Raw genomic sequence first — 16991 nt, forward strand, 5'->3', positions numbered from 1 at the left:
ATGGAAGGGAGCCTAGTATGCTTCTTTCTATTTACTCTGTTTTGGTCGAAGAACGAATAATTAGTTTATTGGGTAATATGAGGTCTCTCACTTCAAAGTCTGTATGTTTTATATGTCGTAGGAGCAGATGACAACTCTCTTGTCCTATTTGGAATGCGGGTTCTTCTATCGTGGTCAATGCGGGTTCTATGATTTCACCAATAGGGTCATTTGTAAAACCAATAACGCCGATCTCTGAACCGACGACGATGTTTTTCTTCTTTAAAGCTAATATGGAACCGATCGCTTTGGAGTCATTAACAGCAAATATCGCATCGGGTTTATTTGTTGACGCTAATATTTTATTGGTGTCGTCAAACCCAGATTGACGGTTAAAAGCAGAAAAAACAATGAGTTCGGAATCAATATCCAATCGGTGATCTTGCATAGCTTGTTTAAAACCTGCATATCTGCTTTGAACAAGAGCCATTTCTTTTGGGCCAGAAATATGGGCTATTGATTGATAGCCTTTGTCAATCAGAAATTTAGTGGCGTCATATGCGCCTTGAAAATCATCTTGCATGACTTTGGTCGCTTGAATGATGTGAGGTACACGGTCGAAAAATACGAGCGGAAACTTCAATTCAATTAATCGCTCAAAATAGGGGATATTTTTTTCTGATGATATAGAGATGAGTAAGCCATCTATATGCCCCAACGATAAATTCTCTAATAAACGAGCTTCATCATCAGGATGGTCATTTGAAATGTAGAGTATAACATTATAGCCTTCTGCAAATGCTTTGGATTGGATACCTGAGATGACGGTCGAAAAGTAGAAGTTTTGTACGGATGGGATAATAACACCAATCGTTTTGGTTGATCCAGAGGCTAATGCAGAAGCACTCGGGTTGGGTTTGTAGTTTAATGAATTAGCCAGATTCAACACGCGGTCTTTTGTCGCAGGATTTATATCATGGGTATTTCTGAATGCTCGAGATACGGTCGAAGTGGAAATTTTTAAAAGTTCAGCAATGTATTTTATGTTTATCGTTTCTCTGTTTTTCATATCATAAAGGAGCTATAATTAGGGCTCATTGGAATGGCTCTCTGATTTAAAAATACAAAAATGAAATGATATTATATTTCAAAAAATTATAAATATGAAAGCAATAGAATGTCGTTTACCAAAAGAATTAGATAAGTCTTTTATTGTATATACTGAAAAGGGTCCTTATTTTCCATGTCCCTGGCATTATCATCCAGAATACGAAATTGTGTTGGTGAAAAAAAGTGCTGGAAAAAGAATGGTAGGAGATCATATCGGCTCTTTTGACGCTGGAGATCTCGTTTTCATGGCTCCCGGAATTCCTCATATTTGGTCGAATAATGAGCGTCTCGAAGACGGCAACAGGTCTGAAGCAGTCGTGATACACTTCACCGAAGATTTTTTGAATGTAAATATTTTTTCCATAATGGAAATGAATCGACTAAGGGAGGTTTTTTATTTAGCGAAGCGTGGGCTAGTTATATTTGGGAATTGTCGGTCAAAAATAGAAGCGATTATGTGTAATATGGTTAACCAAACGGGTTTGCAACGTCTTTCTTCTTTGTTTTCAATTTTTGATATGCTAATCTGCGCTGTTGAAGAAAAGGAAATTCAAGTTTTGGCTAGTCCTAATTATCAGATCAGTGATCATACGTATAATGATCGATATGCCAAAATTATGGCATTTATAAAGATTAATTTTTATCGAGATATCTGCTTAAAAGAGGTCGCTGGTATGGCTTGTATGTCTGTTACAGCTTTTTGTAATTATTTTAAAGATCAATTTAGGATGACGTTCGTGGCCTATCTGAATGCCGTGCGAGTAGCACATGTTTGTACCCTCTTAAGAAGTAATCAAACACCGATTGTTTTGGCTGCTTATCAATGTGGTTTTAATAATTTGGCAAACTTCAATAGGCAATTTAAACGATTGAAAGGTATGTCTCCTTCTGAATATAGAAAGGTAGTGCAAGAAAAGATTCTCGTTCAAACGCTGTCTTAATGTCTTTCTGTTGGGCTTTTAGATTTTTGCGTTTATGGTAGATAATATCATGTTTACGTAATATCGTAACAGTTGTATTTTAAGCTATCCTGTAGTTTTGGGTATACTAAAAATACAATAATATGGAAAGAAAAATTTATCATCATCCGGATAGGGATTTAAATTTTGAAACGGGTGCTTACACTGATGCGGTTCAGATTGGTGATTTTATCTATGTCAGTGGCCAGGCAGCAGTAGATTTTAAAAAATCAGCGTTTGTGTTGGGATCGGTTGAAGATGAAACGGTGAGGACAATGGAAAATATATTGCTCATTTTGGGGCAAGCTGGAGCCACGGCATCCAATATTATTAAAGCGACTGTGCATTTGGCTGATATAAGCGATTTTGATCGCTTCAATAATGTTTATGCACAGTTTTTTAATGATTTGAAACCAGCAAGGACTACAGTCCAATCTGTGTTGGCAGCGGGTATTAAAATTGAAATTGACTGTGTAGCGTGGATTGCCCCTAAAAAAGACGAATAATGGGGGCTCAGCATATAGATAATGGTCAAATTGGGGTGGTTGGACTGGGATTGATGGGTACAAGTATTATACTCTCTTTATTGTTTTCGGGCTATAAAGTTGTTGGTATTGGTCTATTGGAGGGGGAAATTGAAAAAGCTAAATACGATTTGAAAAAGTTGCTCGCGAATGCTCACCAAGATTATTATATGCTAGGGAAACTGCCTGATTTGGAAACAATGTTACTGTTGACAGAAGATTTTTTAGCATTAAAGAACTGCTTCTTTGTTCAGGAATGTGTGATCGAAGATTTGGAAATAAAAAAAAATGTCTATACAAAGATTGAAGCAGTTGTAGCTACTACTTGTACTATCGCTTCTAATACGTCTGCCATACCGATTAGTCAATTACAGCAGTTTGTTAAAAATCCAGCTAATTTTTTGGGAATTCATTGGGCGGAGCCCGCTTATGCAACCCGATTCTTGGAGATAACTTGTGGCGATAAAACAGATATGACGAGGGCAAATCTAATGTATCAGATCGCTCATCAGTGGGGTAAAGAACCAACATTGTTAAAAAAGGATATTCGTGGTTTTATAACCAATAGATTAATGTATGCCGTTTATCGTGAAGCGCTTGGTTTGATAAATGATGGATTCACTACTTTCGAATATGCAGATGAATTATTCAAACACGATTTTGGGGCCTGGATATCTTTTATGGGGATTTTTAGACGTATTGATTACTTAGGTACTCAGCATGTTCTGAAGACATTATCCAAAGGCTTTCAAGAATTATATGTATATGAATATGTTCCTCCTGTTATGCAAGAATCTGTACAAAGTCATATGCGAGGCATTCATAATTTGAATGGGCTATATCCCTATTCGAAAGAATCTGCAAAGCAGTGGGCTCATTTGTTTGAACAGTTTAACTTGACAATTTTTCAATTGTCCAAAAAGTATTAATTTAATTTTTAATATAGAGAATGAAAAATTATAGTAAATCTGCCGAACTCTTACTACGGGCGGAGCGAGTTATGGCTGGTGGTGTCTCCTCTGAATTTCGAAAGTATAGTTATCCGCATGCGCTTTTTTTTTCTCATGGGGTAGGGAGCCGTATTTTTGATGTAGATGGCAATGCTTATGTGGACTTTTCCTTAAGCCAAGGGCCACTTATTGTTGGGCATGCACACCCTTATGTTCAGGCAGAAATTGATAATTATAGTTCCCTTGGTCAATTGTTCGCCGGTCAGCATTTTAAAGAGGTTGAGCTCGCTGAAAAAATCTGTGAAATTATTCCTAGTGCTGAAAAAATTAGGTTTTGCCTAGATGGGTCGGAAGCTGTTCAAACAGCTTTTCGAATTGCAAGAGCTAAGACTGGGCGGCAAAAATTCTTACGCTTTGAAGGCCATTATCATGGATGGATGGATAACGTCGCCTATGGTTTTAGTGCTTCGTCTATAGCTGCGTTGGGGGACAGAAAAGATCCCAATTTTTTTCCTTGGTCGCAGGGGCTTTCGGAAAATAGTCGTCATGATTTTTTTGTTTTACCTTGGAATGATCTACAGCTTGTAGAAAATTTATTAGCTGTGAGTGGAAAGGAAATTGCGGCGATCATTATGGAGCCAGTAATGTGTAATAATGGTTGTATTATGCCTAAAAATTCGTATTTGCAAGGAATTCGCGATTTATGTGATCAGTATGGGATAGCCCTTATTTTTGATGAGGTGATTACAGGGTTTCGATTGTCACTGTCTGGAGCACAAGGGTATTTCAATATCAAGCCAGACTTGTCAATTTTTGCCAAAGCATTAGGAAGTGGACATCCGATAAGTGCTATCGTTGGAAAAGATGAGTGGATGGAAGTGATTACGCAATCAAAGGTAATACATGCTGGAACAATGAATGCTTGTAATAGTACAGTTGCCGCTGCATTAGCGACAATTCAAGTTTTGGAAAATGACCCAAATACATATCACAGGATGTATGGCCTAGGTAAGAAATTAATGAATGGAATCAATGATATTGCGACTCGATATGATATTCCATTATTAATTGAAGGCCCTGGTCCAGTATTTAGTACGACTTTTTCTAATCTTAAAAAATCGTATGAATACCGTGATACGCTAAACGGAGATAAGGTGATGCTGACTGAATTTGTTAATTCATTGCAAGAGCTGGGGGTCCGAATATTGAGCCGAGGACTCTGGTATATCTCGGCTGTCCATACGCTCGCAGATATTGAGGAAGCATTAACAGGTGTTGAAAAAGTTTTTCGAAATTTTAAACTTAAATGAAATGAACAGTCAGCGAAACATAGTGATCATTGGTGATGGAAAATGGGTGATAAATATCCAGGAATTTTTAGAGAATAATGCTGAAGATTGCGTTGTCTTTGACAGCGTATGGGATTTGCCGATGAAGATTATTCAGAAACTTGAATTAATTATTTTTCATTCTGAAAAAGAAACGGAGGAGAAGTTGCATGCTTTGGAATGTCTCGGTCAGATCATTGGCCCAGAGATTCCGATTTTGATTAATCTGGAGTCTCAAATGCTATCAACATTTCAGAAAAGGCTGTGTTATCATAATCGCCTGATCGGTGTAAAATGGAGCTTCCCGATTGAATCTAACTATTTTTTAGAGTTAATAAGTAATGGCGATACTGCTGCTCATCTAGTCGAGCGGATAACCGCAATTACAAAAGCGGATTGGTTAAAACGAACGGTCGTATCTACCTGTGGTTTTAGTATTGGTGAACGACTGTTTGCAGCAATTGTACGAGAAGGGATGTTTTTGGTGGATCAAGGGTATGCTGATATAGAGAGTGTCGATCGTGCGTGCAGAAATGATGCGGGTTTTTATATTCCCTTTGTCGGGAACTTTAGATACATGGATTTGATGGGTGTATATGCTTATGGAAGGGTAATGTATGACTTGAATCCTGAGCTTGCTAAGAATGTACAATTTCCTCCCTTCGCTCAGCAAGTATTGTCTCAGGGGGGAGATGGGGTTTCAAATGGAAGAGGTTTTTACACCTATGATGACGATGGTAAGCAACACATGCTAAATAAGTTTAAAGAATTTACGATTGAAATGAAACAAATAATAGCTCAATTTCAAACCATGCAAGATAATATCGTTGACGTATGAAGAAAAGACTGATTATTGATGCCCATCTTGATCTTGCGATGAATGCTCTCGAATGGAACCGCGACTTATCGAAAAGCTTGGATCATATACGGACAGCTGAAATGCATATGAAAGACAAGCCTGATAGAGGGAAAAATACGGTTTGTCTTCCTGAATTGCGTAAGGGTAAAATCGCTGTGGTGATCGCTACTCAACTGGGTCGGGTGAATGCTTTTGGTACTGCGTTGTCGGGATATAATTCACCACAGCAAGCTTGGGCAGCAACACAGGCGCAACTGTGCTGGTACAGGGAGATGGAAAAACTTGGCGAAATGGTTCAAATACGTACTGCAGCTGATCTACGCCAACATTGGCAGTTATGGGAAGACGAAACAATAGACGATTTAACCAAGCCAATTGGTTATGTCCTCAGTCTTGAAGGTGCTGATTCTTTAGTGAATGTGGATTATTTGTACGAGGCTCATGCGTACGGGTTAAGGGCTTTGGGTTTATCTCATTTTGGTCCGGGCCGATATGCGCCTGGTACAAAGATGTCAGGCGAAATAAATCCAGAGGGATTTAGCCTAATGAAAGAAATGACTAAACTAAACATGATTCTTGACGTAACTCATTTGACTGATGAGGGGTTTAAACAGGCAATCGATGTTTATGACGGGCCTATTTGGGCGAGCCATCATAATGTGCGAAAGTTGGTTCCGAACCAAAGGCAGTTAACTGATGAGCAGATTAAGTTATTAATCGATCGAGGAGCTGTTATCGGTGGTATGCTGGACTGCTGGGCAATGGATATTCGTTTTATAGATGCGGTATCAGACCCTTGGCAATTAGATATTAAACTGGAGAAACTGGTGGACCATTGGGATCACATCTGCCAAATCGCAGGAAATATAAATCATATTGCTATTGGGAGTGATTTAGATGGTATTTTTGGAACTGAACAGACTCCTTGGGATATGGATTCTATCGCAGATTTGCAAAAATTTGAGTATATCCTTCAGAATAGAGGTTATTCAGACCTAGATATTGACCATATTTTTTGTAAGAATTTGTTGTTTTTTTTAGAAAAGGCACTTTAAATAAGATATGATAAGTAATTTTCTATATGCAGGGACTGCCAAAGTTAACATAACACCATCATATGGCTCATTGATCAACGGTGAATTTAATACGAGGTATGTAACGGATATTTATCAAGATATTTTTGTTCGTACGATCATTTTATCGAATTCCTTTCAACAGATTGTCTTTGTCGTGGTGGATACCTGTGCTATGCGACGTGAGTTTTTGGACGATGTGAAAGATGCTATTTTTTGTGATACAGGGATCAATAATGGATCGGTCTTAATTTCGAGTACGCATATTCACACGGGGGGAGCAGCTTGCTCTATTCTATTGGGACATGCTGATGAGGGCTATCGGGTTATGCTCAAAAATAAGATCTTGGAATCAGTACGTCTAGCATTAAATCAATTACAGCCGGTGTCAATCGGATATGGTTCAATAGAAGTTCCTGATTTTCTCTTGATCCGTAGGTATAGAATGAAAGAACACTATGTGTCAAGAAGTCCAGTGGATGGCAAGATTGATGAAATAAAAACAAATCCAATTGGAGATGAAAGCTATATTGATTGCAGTAATGGTCAGCCTGATACGCAGCTGTCCTATCTTATTATACGCGATCAGCAACATAAGATCAAGGCTGTGTTGGCAAATTATAATTTACATTATGTAGGAGATTTTACTCCTGGGATGATTGCGGGAGATTATTTTGCCGCTTTTGAAGAAAGCTTGCTTGACCGAGTATCTTGTACAAATGATTTCGTTGGTGTGATGACCAATGGCACGAGTGGTGATGTAAATATATGGGATTTTTTAGGAGCCAATTCTTTTCCAGAGGGCATTGGTGAGAAAAGTAAATGGATAGGTGCTTCGTTAGCTAAAAAGTTAAGTGAAAATTTAAAGGAGGTACGTTGGGAGAACAGGGTGGATTTGAATGTTTTTTATGAAGAGATTGAGGTTTCAACGCGCAAGCCTTCTTTGGAGGAGTATAATCGTTCTAAAGCGATTTTCCAACAAGCGGATATTGGAAACTTTAGATTGAATGCGCAGGGACTTATTGATCTTTATGCCAGAGAACAGGTATTATTGTTTGATTTTCCCGATCTGATTCAATTTCCTATTCAGGTATTTAGAATCGGCCAAGGTATCATTGGGGCATTGGGGGGGGAATTTTTTAGTAAATCTGGTGTTTTTCTGAAAAGTATTCAAAAAGAATACGCCTATTTTACAATTTGTTTAGCAAATGATTATGTAGGCTATGTGCCTCCAGCGGACGATATAAAAATGGGCGGATATGAAACTTGGCGTTGTCGTACCTCTTATTTGGCAACGGATGCTGAAGAAAAAATTACAAAAGCACTGAAAAGATTGATTGAAAAAAATTGCACATTATGAAATCGCTACACTTTAGGAATTAGCCTTGCTTTGTAAAGTAGGTGGCCGCACGCGCTATTAATTGAATAAAAATACATGTATTGCTAAATACTGTATCATATAATGTAAGGGGATTTTGATAGTTTTATTCCTAATAAACCTTAATCTTTATGAACGATGAATACGAGAAGAAATTTTTTAAAGAATATAATAGCGGCTGGTGGTGTTAGTCTATTTGCTAATGAGCATATAATTGGCTCAACTTTACATGTTGAGCCATTGACCAAAAATAGTAAAATTTGGTGTAATCTAATTCATTTGAGCTTTAATCTTTGGGAGGATCATAATCGTTTAAGTGCAAGCTTAGATCCGACGATCAAAGCTAGGGTATTTGATGAGAAATTGCGTGTAAGCGATGCCCTATGGAACGATTGTGTCATCAGAATGCATCATTACGGAATGAATATGGTATTACTAGATTTGGGGGATGCCATTCTATATGAAAGTCATCCTGAAATTGCTGTGAAAAATGCTTGGTCAGTAGAGCGGCTGAAAGCTGAAATTAAAAAATTAAAAGCTTTGGGTATTGAACCTATTCCTAAATTGAATTTTTCGGCAGGACATGATGCTTGGTTGGGTAAATATTCTCATATGTTATCCACGGATTTATATTATCAAGTATGCAAGGATTTAGTGGAAGAAGTCGTAGAAATTTTTGAAAGCCCCCGTTTTTTCCATATTGGATATGATGAAGAGGATTATCGTAATCAACGATTTTATGATTATGTTGTATTAAGGCAGAATGACTTATGGTGGAAAGATTTATATTATTTTGTAGATTTATTAGGAAGGTATAATGCCAGGCCTTGGATTTGGTCTGATTATGCATGGGATTATCCAGAGTCTTTTTTTCGTAAAATGCCTAAAGAAGTTATTCAAAGCAATTGGTATTATAAAGATGATTTTTCAAATTTAAATGATATAGCTATCAAAACCTATCTGAAACTTGAGGAAAATGGATTTGATCAAATTCCGACAGCGGGATATTATGAACATACTTCAGGAGTGTATCGAGCAGAAAAAAGTGCGGTAGAAACAGTCAAGTTCGCCAAGCAACATATCGGTGATAAATATTTATTAGGTTTCATTCAGACTAATTGGAGACCTACCACAGAAGTTTATCGTAAAGATATTTTGAAGTCAATAGAATTATTGGGGGATAGTATGAAATTGCAATTTTAAAGTTCTTATGCAAGCAAACACTAAATCTTCCATTTTAATTTTAGGGGTATTATTTTTCACTTTTGGTTTCTTGTCGTGGGTGAATGCTATTTTAATCCCTTATTTCAAAATTGCCTGTGAGCTATCTCATTTTGAATCTTACTTAGTTGCCTTTTCTTTTTACATCTCTTATTTTTTTGTTTCTATGCCTTCTTCATTTCTTGTGAAAAAGATTGGTTATAAGAAGGGAATATGGTTTGGGTTTATGATCATGGCTTTTGGTTCGCTCTTATTCTTGCCGGCAGCATATTTAAGAAATTACAGTTTGTTTTTGTTTGGATTGTTTGCATTAGGAAGTGGTTTAGCGATATTGCAACCGATAGCCAATTTGTATATTACAACGATCGGTAATCCGGAAAGAGCGGCGCAAAGGATAAGTGTAATGGGGATTTGTAATAAATTTGCGGGTATAATAGCGCCTTATTTATTTTCTCTTATCCTGATCCGAAAAGGGGATGAAATGGCATTTAAATCAATACCTCTACTTTCTGATGAAGAAAGAGTGTTCTATTTGGATCAACTGATATTGCGCGTTATTCCACCTTATGCAGCGCTTTCTATTTTGCTAATTATTGTTGGGTTCTTTATCTACAAAAGTTCCTTGCCAGAAATTAATCTTTCTGAAGAAAGCTCTACGGATCAAAAACCTTCTTTTAAAGCTTTATTTAAATATCCTAATTTAGTGTTGGGCTTTGTGGCGATTTTTTTACATGTAGGTACCCAAGTAATCGCTGTAGATACCATTATCAATTATGGAATGCATACCACAATTTCGTTAGAGGATTGTAAGTTGTTGCCTTCCTATACATTAACTTGTACAATTTTAGGTTATATTCTAGGTATTGTTTTGATCCCTAAATTTATTTCACAATCGGCGGCTCTAAAAATTTGCTCTATTTTGGGCGTAATTATTTCATTCTTGATCGTAGTCATTGATATTCATATAGATTGGTTTACGATCGATATGCATTTAAGTGTTTTACTAATTAGTGCCTTAGGTTTGCCAAATGCACTAATATGGGCAAGTATTTGGCCATTGGCCTTAAAAAATTTAGGAAATCTTTCGGGGCAAGCGTCTGCGCTATTAATTATGGGGCTAGCTGGGAATGCTATCTTGCCATTAATTTATGGTGCTATTGCAGATTATATTGGTCTTCAGTTAGCTTATGTAGTCTTGATTCCCTGTTTTATTTATATATGTTTTTATGCATTTAAAGGTTTTAAAATATATGCTTGGAATGATCATTAAAAATGCAAAATTAATTTTGCCTTGTGGCACTATTGCGCTTGGAGGGATAGTTATTAAAGATGGTAAGATTAAGACGATTTTTCTAGATGACATGATCGAACGTAGTTCGGGATATCATGTCATTGATGCTCAAGGGTTGTATTTATCTGCCGGTTTTATTGATATTCATGTTCATGGGGGTGGTGGCTTTGATTTTATGGACTGTAATTTGGAAGAATATCAGCATATCGCAGATGTTCATGCGCGTTATGGAACTACGTCTATGTTACCTACTTCATTGACCAGCAATCCGGAACATTTAACAGTGCTGCTGGAAACCTATCGCTCTTTTATGAAAAATGGGGCGTTTCGCTCACGTTTTTTAGGATTACATTTAGAAGGTCCATATTTCGCTTTAAATCAGCGGGGGGCACAAGACCCCAAATATATACGGGATCCTGACCCCAATGAGTATATGCCTATTTTACAAAAATATGCACCTTTAATAGCGCGTTGGAGTGCGGCACCCGAATTAAATGGTGCGTTGGCTTTTGGAAAAGAGCTACTCAAATTTGGCATTATCCCATCTTTGGCACATACCGATGCGCTGTATGAAGATATCCTGAGAGGTTTGGATGCGGGATATAAATTAGCTACTCATTTATACTCGGGTATGTCGGGTATGGTTCGTAAAGACGCATTTCGTTATGCCGGAGCAATTGAAAGCTGCTTATTACTTGATGAAATTACAGCTGAGATCATTGCAGATGGCGTTCATTTACCAGAACCTTTTTTAAAATTGATTGTCAAAGTGAAAACCGTGGATCGTATCGTATTGGTGACAGATGCAATGCGTGCTGCGGGTACAAAGGACACATGTAGTAAACTTGGGGATAGGAAAGATGGATTGAACGTTATAATCGAACAGGAAGTTGCCAAATTACCTGATCGTAGTTCATTTGCTGGAAGCGTTGCTACTGCCGATCGATTGGTCAGAACAATGGTTAATGTTGCGGGTGTAACGTTGCCTGATGCAGTGAAAATGTTAACAATTAATCCCGCTCAGGTTATAGGTGTCGATCATATGTTGGGGAGTATATCAGTGGGAAAGATCGCTAATGTCATTCTATTTGATAAAGATATTAGGGTTAAACTAACGGTAGTTGAAGGGAATGTTATTTACAGAAATAGCATTTAACATTCCTAACGCTAATAGGAAAAGTATTATTTTTTATTTTTTGGAGATTTTTCCATCACGGTGATAATTTGGGAAGCTAAAATAGCTTGACCACCTTCAGACATATGAAGACCATCTTCTGCATAGTAATCGAAGATTCCTAGAAGAGGGTGGTAAGTGTCTACAAACTCAAATCCAAGTGCAGAAGCTGTTGCTTTTAACTGGGGTAGCAGCGTTGCTAACCTTTTGTCACTATTTAAGTATTTGGCACTTTTTGCGACAATGGGAGGCGGGCTCACGTAGAGTAAACGCGTGCTTTTTGTCGCAATGCTATGCGCTTTAATCTTAGTCAGAAGAGAAGATAAATTTTTTGAAATTTCACTTTGTCGATCTTTAAATTCGACCTTAGTATCATTTGTTCCTAAACAGACAACAATAAAGTCATAGGGAGTCTCATTGCTTTTTTCTCTTGCTTCTACTAAATAGCGATCTATATTTCTCAAGGCATTACCTTCTGCATTGCCCTCAGGATCAAATCCTATTGTTCGCCCAGACGCTGAAATATTAATGATTTTAGCATTTGGTAGATCATGTTTTAGTTGATCTACCCATCCTCCTTTGACCTGGCCATTAGAATCCCCAATTGTTAAAATCTGATAAGGACTGGGGTCAATTTGTTGTACAGGAATGCAAGCAAGAGCTTGTGGTAATTGTTCATGAGAACCATCGAAAATGGTTAGATGGATATATTCTGTGTGCCTTTCCAAATATACTTTTCTGTCGAACAGCTTTTTTTCTATCTGTTCGGAGGATATCGTTCGTTTTGTCAAAAGATCAATGATTTCGCGATCTGAAACCAAATCTTGGTCAGAAGCAGCAAATAAACTGATACTATCTATGTTTCTTACCTGATATTTTTGTTCTGCTATCAAGCGATTATACATATTTATGGACTGTGTAATAGGCACAGATCCGGTGTACCCATCGTGTATACCTTCATAAATATATAAAGCGGATTTTTCTCGTGTATATTTAGGGTAATTTTGGAATAGTGGAGAACGCTTTCTAGCCTCGGCCGCTTTAAATTCGCCTCCTAATGCAGACACAATATCATTTGCATATTTTTTACCGCGTCCAATGGATTCCCAGTACCAGGCTTCAATATCTGAAATAGGTGCCCAGGCAGAGAATGATTTGATCGGATAATCTAATTGCATATAGGTACAAAGGGTGGCAAATCCTCCCCCTGATACGCCAATAATATGAATTTCACTTGTGTCGACATTTCCGTGCTTAATGGCATAATCGATCGCATCCTTAATATCGCTTATGGTAAACGGACTACCCATCGATTTAGGTGTTAGGTTAGCTCCCCTAAAATCTGGATGTATGTAATTCCAATTTCTCGCCACAATTTCTTTTGTTAAAGGGTCTTTTTGGCGAAAATCGCCACTCCAAGTATGTAAGCTGATAATTAACGGCTGAGGTCTTTGTTTTGTAGATTTAAAAAAGTAAGCCTGTTGGTTCGTGTTATCTATACTGGAGGGTATGGTGACTTCGTGAAAAACTTTGTCCCATATTATGTTTGTTGTATTATCCCAAGGTATTTCTTGAGTAAATCCAATTTTCCCAATCGATAAGTAAAAAGTAAGTAAGGTTATCTTGAGTAATTGTTTCATATCATGCACCAATATTAGTGTTAACTATAGTTTCTTTATTTATTGCCTACTATCTGTCAAAGATAAGAGTAATGGCGAGGTACAGATGCTATTATTCTTTTCATAATTGATACAATTTTTCAATTTGACGAGTTGGCAACAGGCCTCTCATTGCTTTCTCTTTGACGCGTCATCACACCGCTTTTATCTTTACGATGGTTTTTGCGATATGAGAAAGTCATTCGACGGGCTCTTGGGAACGGTAAATAATAATGCAGAGTTTTTGGCAATTAGACCCTTTGATTATCTTGACAAAGAGTTTGAGCAATTAATTCCTCCGGAAAGTAACGGTAAGGGAGTTCGTTATGTCGATAAGCTCGTCAAAGTCTATTTAAATGATGGGAGCGAACAGTTTGTGCTCTGCCATGTGGAGATACAGAGCAGCAAAGGAAATGGTGATTTGGCCGAGCGCATGTTTCGCTATTTTTATAGAATATGGGATCGTTATAAAGTTCCTATTACGGCTATAGCTATTCTGGCCGATGAAAATGGACGCTATCGGCCGGAGGTATATAGGCAAGAATTTATGGGCACGTCATTGCGCTATGATTTTAACAGTTACAAAATCATGGATCAGCAAGAGTCGGTATTGCGATCAAATAAGAATCCATTTTCTGTAATTGTTCTTACTGCTCTTTTGGCTATCAAGAACAAGAAAATAAGCGACGAAGGCCTGAAAGCGATTAAACACGATCTTTATGATGAAATGATAAACCGGGAGATGGATAAGGATACGCGACAAGGGTTATATGATTATCATTGATTTAATTTTTTTTTAATAGGATATGATGCTGTAATGAGCATAGCTCATTACGGTTCCTAACTTACTACGTAAGTTTTGATAATGAGGAAGTTTTGGTATATTTCCTCAATAGATTAGTCCTTAATGGCAGAGGAGAGATCGATAAATTGCTTTTTGTAGGCAATTTATCTAAGTTTGAAAAAGAATTAGAAACAAAAATAGGAAGGAGCGATACTATGGGCACTCAAGAATATTTATTAGATAAAGCTGAAAAAAAAGGAATTCAGAAAGGCATTGAAAAAGGAAAGCGTGAAGAAGCTATTGCCATTGCATTGGAGTTTAAGAAAATGGGTTTACCTATTGCTGATATTGCTAAAGGCACCGGTCTTTCTATCGAAGAGATCGAAAAGCTGTAATCAAATACTTTTTAAGTTTATAGATATTTATTTTGAGCCATTTCCGGAAGGGAGTGGCTTTTTTTTTATATCCGAAATATATTGTCAAAGCTACTTCTTACAACAAGATATTTTGATGAAATTTTTATGATAAAAATTCATTGTTCAGTACTTTTTATCGTATATCAGGATGTTTTTGTCAAAGATCAAATAAGCAAAATTAAACATTTAATTTTTAGTAATTTCACTGATATAAAAATTACAAACAACAAAATTGGCTTTCATAAGATTATTTTAGAGATTATCAATGAAACATTGGGGATAAAATACATGTCCGCAAACCTTAAATATCATAAAAAAGCTGTTGACATATTTAATCAAATACTATCGAAAAATCTAAATGAAACATTTTATTATCCTTTTGCTCCTAATCCCTAATTTTGTTCTATCACAAGAATTGATAGATACGGATATAAACCAAAAGCTACAGCATTTTCTAGCTAAAGAAAAAGAAATGGGAAATGCAATTTTTCTGCCAACTGCAAAAATTATGACAGTTGCCAGTTGGAATCAACCAATTATATTCCAAAGAGAGCAAAATACTATTCCTAATCTATTAGTTTTTTATACAACATTTAAAAAAGACTCTGCCCTCGCAGAAATACAATATGACTGGGATACCAGCAATTTTCAGACAGTTACTCAGAGCAATAAACCAAAAGAATTTATTTATGCAATGTGCTTAAAATATGAAAATCTAGTAAAAGAAATTACTGAAAGGCATGGAATTGGTAAACAAGAGGGCTATTATACACCCGACGATTTAAAAAAAGAATTTGTTAATATAATACAATCAAATTCATGGAAAGTAAATGATTCGATTTCGATTAAGTCATCTTTAAAACTGATAGATTTACCTCTAAATGTTGCAGCCAAAAAGCCATTTTATAAGATTAATGTATATTTAAGTAAGAGGAGATCTTGGCTTCTAAATAAAAATGAACTATTAGAGCTGGACTCAAACTTCAAAGAGTTCTATAAAAAAGTAAAAAATAATGAATTAGAAAATGTTTCCTACTACATTACCCAAAGATTAAATGGGAGAATTAATCAAAGTGATTGGCAAAATCTTTCTAAACAATTTAATCAAAGTGAAGACATGGTATTTATAAATCAGATTGAGAAATTAGCGACATACTCCGAAGATTATGTTTTTCTGAATTACAAATATCAAGGTGGCAGAAAAGGTATAGAAAAATTTAGTCTAGAGGTAGGATTTGACAAAAACAAAAGGATTAATAGCATAAGGTCAATAAAAAATAAAAATATTCAACCATGAAAAAAACGGATCTATTTGATATTTCAATAAAAATCCTAGGAATATTTCTAGTTTTATTTAGTATCAATTCAACTAAAGAATTATTGTTATATAATGCTGTATCAATTAACGGTACAAACATGAATGAACAGAATTCGGTTCTTCTTATTCTTTGGTCTAATTTGATTCTACAATTATTGATCGCCTTTGTTTTCCTACTAAAATCAGAAGTATTTGTACATTTTTTTATTAAAGATGATCCTACAGATGATAAAGCATTAGCTTGCAATAAATTTGAAGCATATAGATTTGGATTTATCTTAATTGGTATCACTTTGGTTATTTTATCATTACCAAGCTTTATAGTGAATCTGTTTAAATACATATATTTAGTTCAGAATGACGTTCTAAATAGAGGATTTGAATTTAGTAACCTTGTCACTCAAGGTATTAAATTACTATTATCCATTATAATTATATTTTACGCAACAAAAATCAGTGCATACTTTTCTAATTCAAAAGTGTACAAAGACAACCATTAGCTAAAAAAGAACATTTTAATGGATGTTTGAAGTTATTAAATTTTAGTATATGCAAACACTAAAATTGAAGTATAGGAGACGGAGCAAAATGGTATTAAACGGAGTAGATCCAAGTTTTGCTTTTAAAGTCACCCTTCTATTAAGAAGCTGTGAGAGTAAAGGTGTCGACTTTCTATTAACAGAAGGTTTAAGAGACCCTTATAAACAGGCAAACATTTGGAAAAATGGTCGTTCAGATATTGACATTGAAGAAAAAATCAATTTTTTAAGAGTCCAAAAGCCGTATTAACCAAAGATGATTATGAAACATACAATGATAAGAAAGAATTATTCTCAACGGCCTTAAGAGGAGATTTACTATCAAAAACGTTTTTGTTCATTGGGTTTAGCTTTGACGACCCAAATTTAGATTACATTTTGGGGAGAATCAAAATCTTACTTAAAGACTGAATATTCCGACAAAAGTACA

General features: G+C 36.1%; 17 protein-coding genes and 1 pseudogene. 16 read left to right on the top strand and 2 right to left on the bottom strand.

The features are described from left to right. Window positions 1–31 precede the first annotated feature (31 nt). Window positions 32–1048, bottom strand: coding sequence for a LacI family DNA-binding transcriptional regulator (locus B2O97_RS19945; protein WP_286767995.1), 1017 nt, complete (start codon window positions 1046–1048; stop codon window positions 32–34). A gap of 94 nt (window positions 1049–1142) precedes the next feature. Here B2O97_RS19945 and B2O97_RS19950 point away from each other — a divergent pair, with 94 nt between their 5' ends. From B2O97_RS19950 to nagA, 10 genes are all read left to right on the top strand, one after another. Then, window positions 1143–2030, top strand: a complete 888-nt coding sequence (locus B2O97_RS19950) for an AraC family transcriptional regulator (RefSeq protein ID WP_286767996.1) — start codon at window positions 1143–1145, stop codon at window positions 2028–2030. A gap of 122 nt (window positions 2031–2152) precedes the next feature. Further along, window positions 2153–2554, top strand: a complete 402-nt coding sequence (locus B2O97_RS19955; RefSeq protein WP_286767997.1) for a RidA family protein — start codon at window positions 2153–2155, stop codon at window positions 2552–2554. Then, a complete protein-coding gene (locus B2O97_RS19960; protein WP_286767998.1) occupies window positions 2554–3501 on the top strand; it encodes a 3-hydroxyacyl-CoA dehydrogenase family protein in 948 nt (315 codons plus the stop codon). The genes B2O97_RS19955 and B2O97_RS19960 overlap by 1 nt, the downstream gene beginning before the upstream one ends. A gap of 20 nt (window positions 3502–3521) precedes the next feature. Further along, complete coding sequence (locus B2O97_RS19965) at window positions 3522–4832, top strand: aspartate aminotransferase family protein (protein ID WP_286767999.1); 1311 nt, start codon at window positions 3522–3524, stop codon at window positions 4830–4832. A gap of 1 nt (window position 4833) precedes the next feature. Further along, entirely contained in the window at window positions 4834–5688 is an 855-nt protein-coding gene (locus B2O97_RS19970) for a 3-hydroxyacyl-CoA dehydrogenase family protein (protein WP_286768000.1), read from the top strand. Then, on the top strand, window positions 5685–6764 hold the full coding sequence (locus B2O97_RS19975) for a dipeptidase (RefSeq protein WP_286768001.1): 1080 nt from the start codon (window positions 5685–5687) through the stop codon (window positions 6762–6764). Before B2O97_RS19970 ends, B2O97_RS19975 begins: the two co-directional genes overlap by 4 nt. Before the next feature lie 7 nt (window positions 6765–6771). Beyond that, window positions 6772–8142 (top strand): hypothetical protein, encoded by a 1371-nt coding sequence (locus B2O97_RS19980; RefSeq protein WP_286768002.1) that lies wholly within the window; start codon window positions 6772–6774, stop codon window positions 8140–8142. 156 nt (window positions 8143–8298) lie between these two features. Further along, window positions 8299–9363, top strand: a complete 1065-nt coding sequence (locus B2O97_RS19985) for a hypothetical protein (protein WP_286768003.1) — start codon at window positions 8299–8301, stop codon at window positions 9361–9363. 7 nt (window positions 9364–9370) lie between these two features. Then, window positions 9371–10651 (top strand): sugar MFS transporter, encoded by a 1281-nt coding sequence (locus tag B2O97_RS19990; protein ID WP_286768004.1) that lies wholly within the window; start codon window positions 9371–9373, stop codon window positions 10649–10651. After that, on the top strand, window positions 10632–11828 hold the full coding sequence (nagA, locus tag B2O97_RS19995) for an N-acetylglucosamine-6-phosphate deacetylase (RefSeq protein WP_286768005.1): 1197 nt from the start codon (window positions 10632–10634) through the stop codon (window positions 11826–11828). The genes B2O97_RS19990 and nagA overlap by 20 nt, the downstream gene beginning before the upstream one ends. A gap of 26 nt (window positions 11829–11854) precedes the next feature. Here the strand turns inward: nagA and B2O97_RS20000 are convergent, their stop codons facing one another. Then, window positions 11855–13486, bottom strand: a complete 1632-nt coding sequence (locus B2O97_RS20000) for a GDSL-type esterase/lipase family protein (RefSeq protein WP_286768006.1) — start codon at window positions 13484–13486, stop codon at window positions 11855–11857. 208 nt (window positions 13487–13694) lie between these two features. On the opposite strand from B2O97_RS20000, the gene B2O97_RS20005 reads away from it, so the two are divergent. The 6 genes and pseudogenes from B2O97_RS20005 to B2O97_RS25275 all read left to right on the top strand — a co-directional run. Next, complete coding sequence (locus B2O97_RS20005; RefSeq protein ID WP_286768007.1) at window positions 13695–14288, top strand: hypothetical protein; 594 nt, start codon at window positions 13695–13697, stop codon at window positions 14286–14288. 92 nt (window positions 14289–14380) lie between these two features. Continuing rightward, window positions 14381–14683 (top strand): hypothetical protein, encoded by a 303-nt coding sequence (locus B2O97_RS20010; RefSeq protein ID WP_286768008.1) that lies wholly within the window; start codon window positions 14381–14383, stop codon window positions 14681–14683. 379 nt (window positions 14684–15062) lie between these two features. After that, window positions 15063–16001 carry a hypothetical protein gene (locus tag B2O97_RS20015; protein WP_286768009.1) on the top strand — a complete coding sequence of 313 codons (939 nt, stop codon included), beginning with the start codon at window positions 15063–15065 and terminating at the stop codon, window positions 15999–16001. Continuing rightward, window positions 15998–16522 (top strand): hypothetical protein, encoded by a 525-nt coding sequence (locus tag B2O97_RS20020; protein ID WP_286768010.1) that lies wholly within the window; start codon window positions 15998–16000, stop codon window positions 16520–16522. The genes B2O97_RS20015 and B2O97_RS20020 overlap by 4 nt, the downstream gene beginning before the upstream one ends. 49 nt (window positions 16523–16571) lie before the next feature. Next, the gene (locus B2O97_RS20025) at window positions 16572–16811 is read left to right on the top strand and encodes a hypothetical protein (protein ID WP_286768011.1); all 240 of its coding nucleotides are present in this window, start codon (window positions 16572–16574) and stop codon (window positions 16809–16811) included. A 47-nt stretch (window positions 16812–16858) separates the two neighbouring features. Further along, window positions 16859–16972, top strand: a pseudogene (locus B2O97_RS25275) (SIR2 family protein); the annotation flags it as partial. Between the last annotated feature and the right edge of the window lie 19 nt (window positions 16973–16991).

Origin of the sequence: Sphingobacterium sp. UBA865, assembly GCF_002295765.1 — a bacterium.
GTDB lineage: Bacteria > Bacteroidota > Bacteroidia > Sphingobacteriales > Sphingobacteriaceae > Sphingobacterium > Sphingobacterium multivorum.